The sequence below is a fragment of the Pseudomonas shirazensis genome, from assembly GCF_014268785.2.
Taxonomy (GTDB): Bacteria; Pseudomonadota; Gammaproteobacteria; order Pseudomonadales; family Pseudomonadaceae; genus Aquipseudomonas; species Aquipseudomonas shirazensis.
The window spans coordinates 663,622-678,522 of sequence record NZ_JABWRD020000001.1; the positions used below are offsets into that span (position 1 = coordinate 663,622).

At 62.0% G+C, this 14,901-nt stretch carries 12 protein-coding genes and 1 pseudogene; 5 read left to right on the plus strand and 8 right to left on the minus strand.

Annotated elements, in window-relative coordinates; genetic code table 11:
- Nucleotides 1–8: 8 nt before the first annotated feature.
- Both HU736_RS02785 and HU736_RS02790 read right to left on the minus strand, forming a co-directional pair.
- The gene (locus tag HU736_RS02785) at nucleotides 9–1,070 is read right to left on the minus strand and encodes an SDR family oxidoreductase (protein ID WP_186699871.1); all 1,062 of its coding nucleotides are present in this window, start codon (nucleotides 1,068–1,070) and stop codon (nucleotides 9–11) included.
- 71 nt (nucleotides 1,071–1,141) lie between these two features.
- Complete coding sequence (locus HU736_RS02790; RefSeq protein WP_437180446.1) at nucleotides 1,142–2,350, minus strand: MFS transporter; 1,209 nt, start codon at nucleotides 2,348–2,350, stop codon at nucleotides 1,142–1,144.
- Between the two features lie 118 nt (nucleotides 2,351–2,468).
- Here HU736_RS02790 and HU736_RS02795 point away from each other — a divergent pair, with 118 nt between their 5' ends.
- The gene (locus tag HU736_RS02795) at nucleotides 2,469–3,362 is read left to right on the plus strand and encodes a LysR family transcriptional regulator (RefSeq protein WP_186699873.1); all 894 of its coding nucleotides are present in this window, start codon (nucleotides 2,469–2,471) and stop codon (nucleotides 3,360–3,362) included.
- A 1-nt stretch (nucleotide 3,363) separates the two neighbouring features.
- On the opposite strand, the gene HU736_RS02800 is transcribed toward HU736_RS02795, so the two are convergent.
- Nucleotides 3,364–4,317, minus strand: a complete 954-nt coding sequence (locus HU736_RS02800; protein WP_225912963.1) for a LysR family transcriptional regulator — start codon at nucleotides 4,315–4,317, stop codon at nucleotides 3,364–3,366.
- Nucleotides 4,318–4,645: 328 nt separating this feature from the next.
- Between HU736_RS02800 and HU736_RS02805 the strand changes: the two genes are divergently transcribed.
- From HU736_RS02805 to HU736_RS02815, 3 genes and pseudogenes are all read left to right on the plus strand, one after another.
- Complete coding sequence (locus HU736_RS02805) at nucleotides 4,646–5,473, plus strand: amidohydrolase family protein (RefSeq protein ID WP_186699877.1); 828 nt, start codon at nucleotides 4,646–4,648, stop codon at nucleotides 5,471–5,473.
- Nucleotides 5,474–5,477: 4 nt separating this feature from the next.
- A pseudogene (locus tag HU736_RS02810) lies at nucleotides 5,478–5,981 on the plus strand (SDR family NAD(P)-dependent oxidoreductase); the annotation flags it as partial.
- A gap of 147 nt (nucleotides 5,982–6,128) precedes the next feature.
- Nucleotides 6,129–6,953, plus strand: coding sequence for a substrate-binding periplasmic protein (locus HU736_RS02815; protein WP_186699879.1), 825 nt, complete (start codon nucleotides 6,129–6,131; stop codon nucleotides 6,951–6,953).
- Between the two features lie 5 nt (nucleotides 6,954–6,958).
- Here the strand turns inward: HU736_RS02815 and HU736_RS02820 are convergent, their stop codons facing one another.
- Nucleotides 6,959–7,162 carry a hypothetical protein gene (locus HU736_RS02820; protein ID WP_186699881.1) on the minus strand — a complete coding sequence of 68 codons (204 nt, stop codon included), beginning with the start codon at nucleotides 7,160–7,162 and terminating at the stop codon, nucleotides 6,959–6,961.
- Between the two features lie 136 nt (nucleotides 7,163–7,298).
- Entirely contained in the window at nucleotides 7,299–9,728 is a 2,430-nt protein-coding gene (locus tag HU736_RS02825; RefSeq protein ID WP_186699884.1) for a TonB-dependent siderophore receptor, read from the minus strand.
- 203 nt (nucleotides 9,729–9,931) lie between these two features.
- Here HU736_RS02825 and HU736_RS02830 point away from each other — a divergent pair, with 203 nt between their 5' ends.
- Entirely contained in the window at nucleotides 9,932–10,396 is a 465-nt protein-coding gene (locus tag HU736_RS02830) for a PA2171 family ribosome-binding persister protein (RefSeq protein WP_186699886.1), read from the plus strand.
- A 61-nt stretch (nucleotides 10,397–10,457) separates the two neighbouring features.
- On the opposite strand, the gene HU736_RS02835 is transcribed toward HU736_RS02830, so the two are convergent.
- The 3 genes from HU736_RS02835 to HU736_RS02845 all read right to left on the minus strand — a co-directional run bounded on the left by HU736_RS02835 (nucleotide 10,458) and on the right by HU736_RS02845 (nucleotide 14,860).
- Nucleotides 10,458–12,641, minus strand: a complete 2,184-nt coding sequence (locus HU736_RS02835) for a TonB-dependent siderophore receptor (RefSeq protein WP_186699888.1) — start codon at nucleotides 12,639–12,641, stop codon at nucleotides 10,458–10,460.
- Between the two features lie 165 nt (nucleotides 12,642–12,806).
- Complete coding sequence (locus HU736_RS02840) at nucleotides 12,807–13,649, minus strand: TIGR03915 family putative DNA repair protein (protein ID WP_186699890.1); 843 nt, start codon at nucleotides 13,647–13,649, stop codon at nucleotides 12,807–12,809.
- Nucleotides 13,640–14,860, minus strand: coding sequence for a putative DNA modification/repair radical SAM protein (locus HU736_RS02845; RefSeq protein ID WP_186699892.1), 1,221 nt, complete (start codon nucleotides 14,858–14,860; stop codon nucleotides 13,640–13,642). Before HU736_RS02845 ends, HU736_RS02840 begins: the two co-directional genes overlap by 10 nt.
- Nucleotides 14,861–14,901: the final 41 nt, after the last annotated feature.

Here is a 14,901-nt window from a genome sequence, read left to right on the forward strand (position 1 = left end):
CGTAAACCTCAGGGAATCAAACGTGCCTCTCGCAATTGATCAAACACCTCGAAAAACGCCCGATCACTTGCTTGATAGGCACTGAAGCCCAGCAGCCGACTCTTGGTCATGTCGGTCACGACTTCGATCGGCCGGCCGAGGTCGGCATCGGTGTGCCAGGGCGAGACCAGGCGGCTGATGTCGGCTTCCTTGAGGCCATGCTCGGCGACGATCTGGCTCCACAGCGCCTGGTCATCGGCCATCTGCGCCTCCAGCGGCGCCGGCGACTCGGGGAAGGGCGCGGGTGTGAGGCCGAAGTACTTGGCAATCCGGCCCCACATCCACTGCCAGCGGAACACATCGCCATTGGTGATGTTGAACGCCTGATTGGCGGCTTCAGGGGTAGTCGCCGCCCATAGTTGCTGCTGCGCGAGCTGGCGGGCGTCAGTCATGTCGGTCAGGCTCTGCCACTGCACGCGCGAGCCGGGGAACACGAACGGGCGGCCGCTTTGCTTGCAGATGCTGGCGTATACGGCGAGGGTGGTTGCCATGTTCATCGCATTGCCGACGGCCACGCCGGTGACGGTGTGCGGGCGGTGGACGCTCCAGGTGAAACCATCGCGCTCGGCAGCGGCAAACAGTTCGTCTTCCTGGGCGTAGTAGAAGTTCTCGACATCCAGCCGGCCTTGTTCCTCACGAAACGGCGTCTGCGGCAGGCTGCCCTTGCCATAGGACTCGAAGGGGCCAAGGTAGTGTTTCAAGCCGGTGACCAAGGCGACGTGTTTGACACTGCCTGCCGGGCGCAGCGCTGCGAGCACATTGCGCACCATGGCGCCATTGACGCGGATGTTTTCCGCTTCGCTGGCCTGGCGCGACCAGGTGGTGATGAATACGTGGGTGGGCTTGAGGTCGGCCAGCGCCGCCTGCAGCGAGGCAGGGTCTTGCAGGTCTGCGGCCACCGGGATGATCCCCGGCGCCGCCGTTGGCGTCCGCGAGAGCGCTGCCACCTGCCAGTGATTGTCGAGCAAAAGCTGGGTGATGGCGCTGCCGACGATGCCGCTGGCGCCGACTACCAATGCTGTCTGGGTCATGATGTTCTCCTCAAGTAATGGTTTTCTGAGCAGGCCAGCACGCCAGAGGTTCAAGCCGATCTGTGTTCGATTCAGCCGCTGGCCCGAGCGGCGCGCAGGGTCAGCAGCGCTGACAGGACCAGCAGTGCGGCGCTGGCAAAGAATGTCAGCCGATAGCCACTGCTGTCGAAGAGTACCCCGCCTGCGGTCGAGCCGAGTGCGATGGACAACTGGATAACCGCCACCATCAGCCCGCCGCCGGCTTCTGCATCATTGGGCAGCGACTCGGCCAGCCAAGCCCACCAGCCCACCGGTGCAGCAGTGGCAAACAGGCCCCACAGTGCGAGCAGGGCGAACACGGCGGGTACCGAAGTGCCGAACTTGACCAGGCCTACGCCGATGACGGCCATCAACAACGGGATGACGATCAATGGCCGGTACAGGTTGCGCTTGAGGAACGCACCGATCAGCACTGTGCCGATAAAGCCCGAGACGCCCAGGCCAAGCAGGATCATCGACAAGGTGGTCACATTTACCCGGCTGACGCTTTCCAGAAAGGGCCGCACGTAGGTGAACAGCATGAACTGGCCCATGAAGAACACGCCGACAGCGAGCATGCCCAGTATCACGATGGGCCTTTTCAATAGCGCCAGGACGCTGCCCGACGAGCCAGCTCGCTCATGCGTCGGCATCGACGGCAGGCTCAACCATTGCCAGACCAGCGCGATCAATGCCACCGGCACCACGCAATAGAATGCGCCGCGCCAGCCGATGACACCACCAAGATAGCTGCCTAATGGTGCGGCAATGACAGTGGCCAGCGCATTGCCGCTATTGAAGATGACCAGCGCCTTGGGCACGCTGGCCTTGGGCACCAGGCGCATGGCAACCGCCGCAGACATCGACCAGAAGCCGCCGATGACCACGCCAATCAGGGCACGGCCGAGCATGTAGGCGCTGTAGTTGCTGGCCGAGCCGACAATCAGCCCAGATACGCACATCACTGCGGTCAATAACAGCAGCAGGGTCTTGCGGTCGAGCGAGCCGGCCAGCCTGGCGATGGTCAGGCTACTCAGCACGGCGAATGCGCCGGAGATGGCAATGCCGTAGCCGGCCAGCCCTTCGCTGACGCTCAGGTCGCGAGCGATTGGCGTAAGCAGGCTTACCGGCATGAACTCGGAGGCAATCAGCGCGAACACGCACAGGGTCATGGCAAAGATGCCGCTCCAGTAAGCGGGCGCACTGCTCTGGCCCTCGTTGCGGTGAATACCCGGCGAGGCCTCGATGGTTGGGCTGGACATAATAGATTCCGTTTTTGAAGGACAATGCAGCTGACGTGTCGTGGTTTAAATCTTGACTGATAGAGCGTCTGCTGATTAGTAGAGGGAATCTGAATGTGGTTGTGAGAAAATCTCAGCAATGAAGCACGCCAAGATCAAGGACCTGCAGGCGTTCATCGCTGTCGCCCAGGAACAGAGTTTTACCAAGGCAGCGGCCCAGCTGGGCGTCACGCCGTCGGCGTTGAGCCATGCGATGCGTGTGTTGGAGCAGCGCCTGGGCGTGCGGTTGCTGGCCAGGACTACCCGCAATGTTGCGCCCACCGAGGCCGGGCAGCGCTTGCTGCAGTCGCTGGCGCCGCTGTTCGAGCAGATCGCCGAGCAGGTCGAGGCGCTCGGCGAGCTGCGCGACAAGCCTGCCGGGACCCTGCGCATCACCTGCACCGATGACGCCATCGACCTGTACATCCGGCCCAAGCTGAAGACCTTTCTGCAGGCCTACCCCGATATCACCCTGGAGCTGATGGTCGACTACGGCTTCACCAATGTGGTCGAGCAGCGCTTCGACGCCGGGATCAGAATGGGCGAGTCGATCAGCAAGGACATGATCGCCGTGCGCATCAGCCCTGACTGGCGCCTTGCGGTGGTTGCTTCACCCGAGTATTTCGCCGCTCACGGCATACCGCAGACGCCACACCAGCTGACTGAGCACCACTGCCTGAATATCCGCCACCGTCCTGCTGGATCGATCTATGCGTGGGAGTTCGAGAAGGATGGCCAGGCCTTTACCGTGAAGGGCGAGGGCCAGTTGGTGGTCAACAGCATCATGCACGTGCTCAACAGCGCGGTTGACGGTATCGGCCTTGGCTACGTGCCGTACGCGCTGGCGGCGCCACTGATCGCTGAGGGGCGCTTGCAGGAAGTGCTGGCGGACTGGTGTCCGTACTTTCAGGGCTTTCACCTTTATTACCCGAATCGGCGCCAGTCCTCGCCAGCATTTACCGCCTTTGTCGAGGCGATGCGCTATCGCTCGTAGCTCAGGTGAGCGCCGGTTCGACTGGTTCGATCGCCCGGCCCAGCTGCATTGCCTGCGCCTGCAAGATACGCATCAACTGCAGCGTGGCCTGGGCCGGTGGCTCGAAGCGCGAGTAGACAAAGCTGATATCGAAGCTGATCTCATCACTTAGCGGCACAGTTTTCAGGCCGCTGTCCTGGGCGACGAACTCGTCGATGATGGTCATGCCCATGCCTTGCTTGACCAGTGCCACGGCCTCCACTGCATTGGTGAACGACAACAGCGAATCAAGCTGCACGCCGCAGCGGCTGAAGGCCTCGCCGAGCAATTGACCGAATGCCATGTCCGGGCGGAACAGCAGCAGGGGATGGCCCTGCAGTTGTAGCAATGACAGGGATGGATGATGCGCCAACGGGTGGTCGAATGGCATCAGCGCAACCATGCGCCCGCGCATGTAGGGCACCGAGTGCAGGTGGTCGTGCGGCAGGGGCAGGGCGGCGATGGCCAGGTCGACCTTTTTCGACAGGATCTGATTGGCCATCTCTACCATGAGCGTGGTTTGCCATTCGATGTTCAGCGCCGGTACCTCGCGCTTGAGCTGGGCCAGCGCTGCCGGGATCAACACGGTCGACAGCGAGGCACTGCAGCACAGGCGCAAGGTGCGCTGGGCACCGCTGGCCAGTGCCAGTGCACAGTCGTTGACCACCAGCGCCGCTTGGTACACCCGCTCGACTTCACGATAGAGGACCTGCGCCTCGCCGGTCGGTACCAGGCGATTGTTGATTCGTTCGAACAAGCGGTAGCCCAGGCGCCCTTCGATGTAGCCCATGAGCTTGCTCACCGCTGGTTGCGAGACATAGAGCAGCTTGGCCGCGGCGCTGATCGAGCCGGTCAGCATCACCGCGCGGAATACTTCCATGTGCCGCAGCTTGAACAGCATGGGGTCTGCGGGCGGTCTGTCTGAAGGCATTGGCATTACCTCTGGTTATGGTCTTGCTCATTTGGGTATGAGCGCTGGTGGACGCTACGCAGTATTGTTCGAATCAGTCAGTTGGAGGTCTTTGGAATGTGCGTCTGGTCGGAGAATGTCGGGGGCTGCTTTGCAGCCCTTTCGCGACACAAGGCCGCTCCTACAGTGACTGTGAAAGCCGCTGGTGCGCTGTTTCTGTAGGAGCGGCCTTGTGTCGCGAAAGGGGTGCGCAGCGCCCCCCGACGTACCCGAACCAAACGCAATTTCAAGTCTGTTAGTGGCGACAATACCAAGATTTTCGGGCCCGCGCCGGGGCGTCTCGAAGGAGAAAAAGATGAGCATTTTCGACGAGCCAAAGATCGACTGCCATAACCATTTGTTTGACCCAGTATCTTACCCCTATCACCCCGATGCGCCGTATGCGCCCTCCGGCCAGGAAGTGGCCACGCTGACGCAGTGGGAAGAGGTCATGGCTGCCTACGGCGTATGCAATGCCTTACTGGTCGGCCCCAACAGTGGCTATCACACCGACAACCGTTGTCTGTTGGCGGCATTGGCAGCTGGTCAGGGCCGTTTCAAGGGCATTGCCGTGGTCGACAACGCTATCAGCCTCGACGCCTTGGCTGCGCTGCAGGCCCAAGGCGTAGTTGGGGTTGCCTTCAACCCGGCGCTGTACGGCCTGCAAACCATGGAGGGTGCCGAAGCACGTCTGGCCAAGCTGGCCGAGTTGGGCATGTTTGCCCAGATTCAGGTGTGTGATGACCAGTTGCTGGAGCTGCACGGGCTGCTCGAACGTAGCCCGGTGCGCCTGCTGATTGACCACTGTGGCCGGCCCAACGCGGCGGCTGGGGTAGGGCAGCCGGGCTTTCAGGCGTTGCTCAAGCTGGCGCGTTCCGGGCGCGCCAGCGTCAAGCTGTCGGGTATGCAGAAGTTTGCCGCGGCTGATGCCTTGCACGCCCAGAGCCATGCCTATGTGCAGGCCTTGATCGAGGCATTCGGCCCACACGCCTGCGTATGGGGCTCGGACTGGCCGTTCATTCGTCAGTCCTCGCGGATCGACTACGGCCCGCTGCTCAAGCTTGCCGAGCGCCTGATGCCAGACCCGCAGCTGCGCCGCGAGATCATGTGGGACACCCCACGGCGGCTGTTCGGCTTTACCTGAGCCGCGGCTCGATATTCTGGTCAACAACGCCGGCATCAACGGCCCGGTACTGCCGTCCTGGGAGTATCCGGTAGAAGCCTGGGACAAGGTCATCGCGATTGACCTGAACGGCGTGTTTTATTGCTGCCGCACGGTCATCCCGCATATGCGCGAACGCGGCCACGGGCGCATCGTCAATATCGCCTCGATGGCCGGCAAGGATGGCGTGCAGTACATTTCCGGCTATTCCGCGGCCAAGGCTGGTGTGATCGCCTTCACCAAGGCTGCAGCCAAGGAGCTGGCGCAGGACGGGGTGCTGCTCAACTGTGTGGCACCTGCCATGGTCGAGACGCCACTGATGGCCGAGATGACCCAAGAGCACATCGACGCGAGCAAGGCCAAGATCCCCATGGGGCGGTTCCTCAAGGCCGAAGAAATCGCCAACATGGTCACCTGGATCGCCGGCCCAGAGTGCAGCTTCACCACCGGCTTCGTGTTCGACCTCAGTGGCGGCCGAGCCACCTATTGACGGGATTGGGCCAACGATTGACTTGCGGCATGCAAACCCGCAACGCGCGCATTGGCGCCCGGGCAATTCTGGGTCAGACTGACGGGGCGTCGTCAGTCTGCTGGGATTGCTGGGCAGACGCACCGTCATCCTTGCCGAGGGTCGCCAATGCTCGAACGCTGTCGCTGGCGATGCTGCCTGTTGTCGCTGATTCTGCTGCTGCCGATGGCTGCCATGGCAGCAGACGATTGTCGGCACCTGACCGCTACCGGTAATCCGGAATACCCACCGTACCTGTGGCGCGACCCGCACAACCCGGCACTGCTGGTCGGCGCCAATGTCGACTTGCTCCAGCATGTCGCCAGGCAACTGGGCATCGACATCGCCGTGGTTTACAGCGGGCCGTGGTCGCGGGCGCAGGAGCAGGTACGCAACGGCCGTATCGACCTGCTTGCCGGTCTGTTCATCACGCAAACGCGCGAACAGACCATGGACTTCATCAAGCCGGCCTTTCTGACCACCGCCAGTATGGTCTGGGTCCGTCGTGATGACGGCTTTGCCTACGTCAAATGGGACGACCTGAAAGGTCGCAGTGGTGGCACCCTGGTCAACAACAGCCACGGCCAGGCGTTCGATGACTTCGCCAGCGCCAATCTCAATCTGGAAGCCGTGCCCAGCGCCCACCAGGCGTTCGAGAAGCTGCTGCACAAACGTAACGACTACGTGCTGTTCGAACGCTATCCCGGCATGGCACTGGCGCGCACGCTGGGTGTGGAGCACAAGCTGCAGATGCTTGAGCCGCCGGTATCTGCCGAGGGTTTGTACCTGGCCGTGTCGCACAATGCGCCATGCAACGTGGCCGAGCTGCGCCAGCAGCTGGCGGCGAGCATGCAAGAGGTGGCCGCCGGGCCGTTGCCCGCGCAGTGGGTCATGCACAACCTGCAGCGTTGGCGCAGTCAGAACGAGCCCGGAACGTTGCCTGGCAAGCTCTGAACGTTTCAGCCAGGCGCACTCACGTTAAGCCGCGAGCACTCCGCTTCAGCCTCAGCTCGCTGATTGAAGGTCAGTTGCAATCGCAGCTTTTCAACGTTGTCGTACAGGTTGAAGCCGTTGCAGACAGCCCCCGTGTAGAACCCAATACCGTGCTGAGGGCACGGTTTTTCTTTTGGCACAGCTGGAATCACCACAAAACGCGGCTGCATGTTGAGCGCCTCCCCAGGCAGATGCTTTAACTATTAGTCTGCATCATGCAAGGGTGCAAGCAGGCTCATGCTTGGGCGACCGACGGCAGCCTGCTGCAAGGGCGCCCGTTTTGGGCGCCACGTGCTCAGGTCGCGCTCAGAAGTCCCAGCGGGTGGTCAGCATGTAGTTGCGCGGCTCGCCATAGGCGCCCGCTTTGTAGAAGCCAAGGTTGGTGTAGTAGCTCTTGTCGAACAGGTTGTTGGCGTTGACGGTCGCCGACAGCTGTTTGGTGAACTGGTAGCGGGCCATGGCATCCACCAGCCAGTAGGCCTTCTGCGAAAACTCTTCGTAGCGTGCCTGCGGCGTGTTGTAGATGTCCTGCCAGGCCACGCTCTGCCAGCGCGCGCCGCCGCCGATAGTCAGCTTGTCGAGTGCACCGGTCAGCTTGTAGCTGGTGTACAGGGTGACCTGATCTTCCGGTTCGAAGGTGGAAATCTTCAGGTTGTTGTCATCACGCACGATCTTGTGGGTGTAGCCGGCCTGGACCTGCCAGCCCGGCGCAAGCTCGCCGGACGCTTCGATCTCGTAGCCTTTGGTGACAGCCTGGGTGCCCTTGAAGGCATAGTTGTTCGGTGTTGGCACGCGGTCGTTGTATTCGTCATCGGAGATCGAGCGGTTGTCCTCGTGCACTTCGAAGTACGCAGCACTGGCGTTCAGACGACCGTCGAGAAACTCGGCCTTGAGGCCGATCTCGTAGTTCTGGCCTTCGTCCGGCTCGAGCATCTTGTTGTCGCGATCGCGGTTGAAGGCTTCCTGCGGCATGAAGATATCGGTGTAGCTGGCGTACACCGAGTACGTGTCGTTGAGGTCGTAGATGGCGCCGACGTAGGGTACGAAGCGGCCGCTTTCCTTGTAGGTCGGGTCGAGGCCACTGATGGTGTAGTTGACCACCCGACCGCCGAGCAGCACTTTCAGGTCGTCGGTGACGTTCAGCCGCGTGGTGAAGTAAGCGCCGGTTTGGCGCACGGTATCGTCGGTGCGCTGCGAAGGCCTGCCCCAATCTGGCTCGGCAATGTTGCCGTGCCAGTTGTTGAAGTCGACCACGTTGGGCTCGCGCAGGGTGTAGTTCCAGTAGCCTTTGCCATCCCAGTTGGAGTGGGCGATGGAGCCGCCGACCACCAGTTCGTGTTCACGCCCAAACAGGCTGAACGGGCCGGAGGCATACAGGTCGGCCGAGTCGCTGACAGTCTCGCCGGTGAACTTGCCGGGGACGATCGCCGAGGTGCCGTCGGCATTCGGCGTGGTGCCCTGGATGGTGCCCATCACCGCGTGGTAGCCGTTGATCTTGTGATCGACCTGCAGTTTGCTCACCCAGCCGTTGTCGAAGTTGTGCTCGAGCATGGCGAACACGGTGCGGGTGTACTGCTCCCAACTGCTCCAGTCAGCCGCATTGTTGAACGAGCGCGAGATGTTGTTGTGCTGGCCTTGGGCGTTGAGCAGGGGGAAGCTGCCTGACCACGACGAGGCCTTGGGCAGGCTGTCCTGATAGTCGCCGCCGACGGTGAGCAGGGTGTCTGGCGACAGGTCGAACTCGAGGATGCCGTAGTACACCGGGGTCTTGCGCGAGTAGCGGTCCATGAACGAGTGCTTGTCCTGATAGGCCGCTACCGCTCGCCCACGCACGTTGCCGCTGTCGTTGAGCGGGCCGCTGACGTCCAGCTCGCTGCGGTAGTTGTCCCACGAGCCTGCGCCCAGCGTCGCGTGGCCCTGGAAGTCAGCCGTAGGCTTTTTGCGCACCAGGTTGATGGTCGCACCCAGCGAGCCTGCGCCGGTGAGCAGGCCAGTCGCGCCCTTGAGCACCTCGACGCGGTCGTAGATGGCCATGTCACTGAGGGTGTTGCCGGCTGAATAGCCGACGTTGCGCGCGGTCGAGGGGATGCCGTCGTACTGGAAGTTGTTGATCGAAAAGCCGCGCGCGTAGTAGTTGCTGCGCTCGCTGTCGAAGGCTGAAACGGTAATGCCCGGGGTGTGACGCATGACGTCGTCGACGCTGTTGAGGCCGAAGTCATCCATGTGCTGACGGGTGACCACGGTGATCGACTGTGGCGTCTGGCGCGGGGTCAGTACCAGCCGGGTGGCGGTGGCGATCGAGCCTGGGGTGTACGAGCCGGTGCCTTCGCTGACGGTACCCAGCTGATTGGAAATCACTTCGGTCGCGCCCAGCTCCAAGGCCGCGCCGTCCTGTGCGATCGGGTGCAGCGAGTAACGACCGTCGCCCTCGCGCACCGCTTGCAGGCCGGAATTAAGCAACAGTCGTTGCAGGCCTTGATCGGCAGCAAAACTGCCATCCAGGCCAGCCGTAGCCTGACCCCGCGTCAGCGCTGGGTCGAACGACAGCACCACGCCGCTTTCAGCAGCAAAACGGGTCAGCGCAGTGCCCAGGTCACCGGCCTGGATGTGGTAATCGCGCACGCTGCTGTCGGCGGCCTTGGCGGGCATGGCTAGGCCCAGCCCAAGCAGGGTGGAGAGGAGCAGGGCGCTGCGAAGGCTGGCGCTGAGGCGGCCAACCGGGAAAGGGGCGGTCATGGCGTGAAATCTCGTTGTGGGTGGCAGGCGGGCTTATCTGCCCTTCGCTGAGTAAGTCGAATGGGAATGAGAAAACCTATCATCCAGGCCGAGATTTTTTTCAGCAGCGATTGCCGTTTGGCAAACGGATGGAACCTGGCCAGCACGAGCAACTCAATCCTACGCGACGCCGTGATTCCAACCGGGTACTGATGAGGTGCTGAATGAACGCTATCGAACTGCTGGAACAAGACCACAAGACAGTGAAAAAGCTGCTCGAAGAGCTGTCCAACACCACTGAACGGGCATTGAAAAAACGCACCGAGCTGTTGGCGCGGATCGAGCTGGAGCTGCAGGCGCATACCACTATCGAAGAAGAGATCTTCTACCCTGCACTGACCCAGGCCGGCGACAAGGAAGACGCCAAAATGTACCACGAGGCCAAGGAGGAGCACCGCACGGTGGATGCGCTGGTATTGCCTGACCTGCTCAAGACGCCACCCGAAACCCTGGAGTTTTCCGGGCGGATGAAGGTGCTCAAGGAGCTGCTCGAGCATCACATCGAAGAGGAGGAGTCGGACATGTTCCCGCGGGCCAAGGAGTTGCTCGACAAGGCGACCCTGGAGCAATTGGGCGAGGCCATGCAGGCGCAGAAAAAACTGATCAAAGACGATCATCGCGTCGCTTGAGGCAACGTACGAAGAGCCAGCCGCCAAGTGAACCCTGGCGGCTGGCTCTCCACGTTCTGATTTAGAAGCTGTACTTGGCAGTCAGCATCATGTTGCGCGGCGCGCCATAGACATCGCCGCCGTATTGCCAGGATTGCGAGATCGCCGAGTAGTACTTGCGATCAAAGATGTTGTTGGCATTGAGCTGCAGGTCGAGGTTGCGGTTGACCTGATAGCCGGCCATCACGTCAGTGACTGCATAGGCACCTTGTTCAAGACGGTAGTTGCCACCGTCGACCAATGCGATGTCGTTGTACATCCGGCTCTGCCAGTTGACGCTGCCGCCGACTCGCAGTTTTTCCAGAGGGCCCTGGAAACGGTAGGTCGTGCTGATCTTGAACTGATGCTCAGGGGTGTCCGTGTCGAACTGCTTGTTGACCAGCGCCGGCTGCGCGGCATTCTTGGTGGTATGGGTGCGAGCATAGGTGTAACCGCCGCCGATCTGCCAGTTGTCGGTGAGTGCGCCTTGCAGCTCCATGTCGATACCCTGACTGCGGATCTCGCCAGAGGCTTCGTAGCAGGTAAGCTGAGTCGACGAACAGACAGTACGGTCGAGCACTTCCACCGCACGGTTCTCCTGATCGACGCGGAATACCGCCAGGCTGGCGTTCAGGGCACCGTTGAAGTACTCGCCCTTGATACCAACCTCGTAGTTCTTGCCTTCAATCGGACGCACCGGCGAATTGCTCGAGCCGCGCTCGGTCTGTGGCTGGAAGATATCGCTGTAGCTGACATACACCGAGTGATTGTCATTGAGCTCGTAGATCAGGCCGGCATAGCGGGTCACGTTGCGGGTGACCTTGTAATCGCCCTGGCCATCCTTGTCGTCGTAGTCATACCAGTCCAGCCGGCCGCCGAGGATGAGCTTGAGCGGGTCGGCCAGGCTCAGGCGGGTGGTCATGTACACGCCGTCCTGGGTAGTGACAGCACGGTCATCGGCGGTATGCAGGAAATTCGGTTTACCCGCATCGATGGGCCAGACCATAGAGTACGGGCTGTAATTGTGGTTGGTCATGTCGTAGATGCGGCGGCTGGCACCAACCACCAGTTCATGACTGCGCCCCAGCGCCTGGAACGGGCCGCTGGCAAATGCGTCCACCCCCGCCTGGTTTTCATCGTGCTTGGACTGATAAACCGTACGCTGTAGGGTTGCGCCGTCCCAACGCGACTGGTACGACCCCGAGAACAGCGCGTTCTGCTCGGCATAGTTGGCATTGACCTGCAGCTTCCAGTCATTGGCCAGGCGCTGGCGCAGCTCGGCAAACACCGTGTTGATTTCCTGGTCCTTGTTCTCCCAGTCGGTGCTCGGGTTGTACGAGCGCGGCAGGTCGAGGTGGTGGCCATCAAGGCCAACCATCGAAGAACCCCAGAAGTAGTTGGTCTTGTCCTTCTGGTGCGACAGGCCCACGGTCAGCGTGGTGTCTTCGCTGAGGTCCGCTTCGGTCACCGCGTAGAACAGGCCGTGGCTTTCTTCGGCATCGTCGACAAAGCTGTTGGCGTCGCGGTAGGAGGTGACCACACGGCCGCGCAAGGTGCCGCTGTCATTGAGCGGGCTGGAGGCATCGACCTCGCCGCGGTAGTCGTCCCAGCTGCCAGCAGCGCCGGTCAGGGTGACTTTCTGTTCGGCCAAGGGCCGCTTGCGTACCATGTTGATCGCCGCCGACGGATTGCCCGCGCCGGTCACCAAACCTGTAGCGCCGCGTACTACTTCAACCCGGTCGAACATCGCCAGGTTTGGCTGCACCCCGGCCGTCCAGCCCGAGTAACCGCTGGGGATGCCGTCATACATGATGTTGTCGATGTCGAAGCCACGCGCGGTATAGGTCTGCCGGCCAGGGCCACTGGAGAAGTTGAGGAACAGCCCCGGCGTGGCCTTGACCACGTCATTGATGCTGGTCATCGCCTGGTCGTCCATGCGCTGGCGGGTAATCACCGTGACCGCCTGTGGCGTCTCACGCATGGTCAGCGGCAGTTTGGTCGCCGTGGCCATGGCACCGGTGGTGTAGGAGCGGGTGCCTTCGGTGGTACTGCCCAGCCGCTCCGAGCTGACTTCGGTTGCGCCTAATTCCATGACAGTCGATTGCGTCCCATCCTTGGGCTTGACGGCTTCTTCGGCCACGGCATGGGCCATGCTGGCCATGCAGATGGCGGAAGCCAAGAGAGTACGCGACGGGCTGAAACGACGTTGCGGAGTAGGGCAAGACATGGCAAACGATTCCTGACGTTCTATTTGTAAATGATTCTGCGTATGAGAAACATTACCAATTAGTTTGTCAGAATTTTCCGAACGGAAATAGCCACACTCGGAAAAAAATCCAATGAATTTTTCACATTTGCCGGACTGGCGGGTTCAGTAACTGCGGCGACTGGCTCAGTCTCTGGCTTTGCCGATACGCTTGCCGGCCTGCTGGGCAACTTCCAGCGCCTGGCCATCGCGCTGCTTGCCTTGGCGGGCCTGGCCCATCAGTTGCGGGATCAGCATGCCTTCGGGCAAGTGCCGCCAGAACCTGCCCGGCATGTGCATGCGCATTGCATCGGGGTTGAGCCGGGCCGGATTGAAGATGTGCCGGTAGTAGGTGCGCCACAGATCCGCACCGGGGTCGTCGGCGTGCTGCGCCCATTGCCGCCAGGGCTCGGGGCAGTGGCGCCGGTAGTCTAGTGTATGGCCGTCGAAGCGAATGCCGTCGCGGTCGGTGGCGATCAACCAGCGCTGGCGGCCGAGGCGTTCGGCAAAGTGGCCGCTGGCACTTTCAAGAATGTCGTGGGCCGGCTGATGATAGGCGACCAGGTCCAGTTGCAGCTGCGCAGCCAGTGCTGCCGGCAGCGGCACGAAGCGCACAAACGCATGCAAGTGATGGGCTTCGCGGCTGACCTGCTTGATCCGCCGGTGCAGCTCGCTGCCGAGGCGGTCGCCGGGGAGCATGGCGGTACGATCGCCATGGGCGACCCGCCAGAGCACTTCATACAACAGGTTCCAGCGCTGCTCGCCGCAGTAGCGCGAGGCCTGTTCCAGCTGCGCCAGCAACGCCGCTGGCACCTTTGCCCGAAACGGCCCCGGGCCCTCTGGCAGGGGCGCCGGCACTGCCAGCAGATCGTCCATCGGCCCTTGCGCCCAAGTGACGTCGGCGGGGTCGATGCCATGCCCGAGCAGCGCGCGCGCCTGTTCGCGCCAGAGGCTGAATTGCTGGTCGCAGTCGAGCGCGATCATCCCCACAGGCCCATCTGCACTGGCGCTTGCGGTTCGCGCAGGCGCGCACGCAGCAGGCCGCTGCGCAAATCGGCCTGCGCCGGGCGATAGTCGCTGGTGACAATGAAAGGCCGCGCCTTGTCGAGTACGCAGCGCAGCTGGATCAGGTCGTCATAACGGATACGCCGCTCCCGGCGCAGCGCTACCAGGCGCTCGACACTGCGCAGGCCGATGCCGGGAATCCGCGCGAGCAAGGCGGGCTCGGCGCGGTTGAGGTCCAGTGGGAACACCTCGCGGTTGGACAGCGCCCAGGCCAGCTTGGGGTCGATATCCAGGTCTAGATTGCCGGCCTTGCTGAGCAGCTCGCCAGCCTTGTAGCCATAACCGCGCATGAGGAAGTCAGCCTGGTACAAGCGGTGCTCGCGCAGCAATGGCGGGGCGGCCAGTGGCACGCTGCCAGGGCTGTCGGGGATCGGGCTGAAGGCCGAGTAATACACGCGCTTGAGGCCAAACCCCTGATACAACGATTCGGAATTGCCAAGCAGGGTCCGGTCATCGGTCTCATCAGCGCCGACAATGACCTGGGTACTTTGCCCAGCAGGGGCAAAACGCGGCGCCCGCGGCTCGCCGGCTACGGCCTGTTGGCCGCGCTGGATTGTGCCCATGGCCTGGCGGATGGTGTGGCCCTGTTTTTCCGGGGCCAGGCGCTTGAGGCTTTCATCAGTGGGCAGTTCGACATTCACGCTCAGCCGATCCGCCAGGCGGCCGGCCTGCTCGATCAGTAGCGGGTCGGCATCGGGGATGGTCTTGAGGTGGATGTAGCCGCGAAACTCGTGCTCTTCACGCAGCAGCCGGGCAACTTCGATCAACTGCTCCATGGTGTAGTCGGCCGAGCGAATGATGCCGGAACTGAGAAACAGCCCGCTGATGCAGTTGCGCCGGTAGAAATCCAGGGTCAGCCGCACCACCTCTTCAGGCGTGAAGCGCGCCCGCGGCACGTTACTGGTACGGCGGTTGACGCAGTATTGGCAGTCGTACAGGCAGAAGTTGGTCAGCAGCACCTTGAGCAGCGAGACGCAGCGGCCATCCGGCGTGTAGCTGTGACAGATGCCCATGCCATTGGTCGCACCAAGCCCGTCGCGGCCGCGCGAGCTGCGCTTGGGCGCACCGCTGCTGGCGCACGAGGCGTCGTACTTGGCGGCGTCAGCAAGGATGCCGAGCTTGGCGATGAGCTCCATTAGTCGATCTCGATGCACTGAATATTCATACAGTATTTGTA

What these genes read in the sequence shown, in the direction of transcription:
- HU736_RS02845 (WP_186699892.1), bottom strand. Translation starts at nt 14,860, where the DNA reads ATGGAGCTCATCGCCAAGCTCGGCATCCTTGCTGACGCCGCCAAGTAC.
- HU736_RS02790 (WP_437180446.1), bottom strand. Translation starts at nt 2,350, where the DNA reads ATGTCCAGCCCAACCATCGAGGCCTCGCCGGGTATTCACCGCAACGAG.
- HU736_RS02805 (WP_186699877.1), top strand. Translation starts at nt 4,646, where the DNA reads ATGAGCATTTTCGACGAGCCAAAGATCGACTGCCATAACCATTTGTTT.
- HU736_RS02820 (WP_186699881.1), bottom strand. Translation starts at nt 7,162, where the DNA reads ATGCAGCCGCGTTTTGTGGTGATTCCAGCTGTGCCAAAAGAAAAACCG.
- HU736_RS02815 (WP_186699879.1), top strand. Translation starts at nt 6,129, where the DNA reads ATGCTCGAACGCTGTCGCTGGCGATGCTGCCTGTTGTCGCTGATTCTG.
- HU736_RS02825 (WP_186699884.1), bottom strand. Translation starts at nt 9,728, where the DNA reads ATGACCGCCCCTTTCCCGGTTGGCCGCCTCAGCGCCAGCCTTCGCAGC.
- HU736_RS02830 (WP_186699886.1), top strand. Translation starts at nt 9,932, where the DNA reads ATGAACGCTATCGAACTGCTGGAACAAGACCACAAGACAGTGAAAAAG.
- HU736_RS02835 (WP_186699888.1), bottom strand. Translation starts at nt 12,641, where the DNA reads ATGTCTTGCCCTACTCCGCAACGTCGTTTCAGCCCGTCGCGTACTCTC.
- HU736_RS02800 (WP_225912963.1), bottom strand. Translation starts at nt 4,317, where the DNA reads ATGCCAATGCCTTCAGACAGACCGCCCGCAGACCCCATGCTGTTCAAG.
- HU736_RS02795 (WP_186699873.1), top strand. Translation starts at nt 2,469, where the DNA reads ATGAAGCACGCCAAGATCAAGGACCTGCAGGCGTTCATCGCTGTCGCC.
- HU736_RS02785 (WP_186699871.1), bottom strand. Translation starts at nt 1,070, where the DNA reads ATGACCCAGACAGCATTGGTAGTCGGCGCCAGCGGCATCGTCGGCAGC.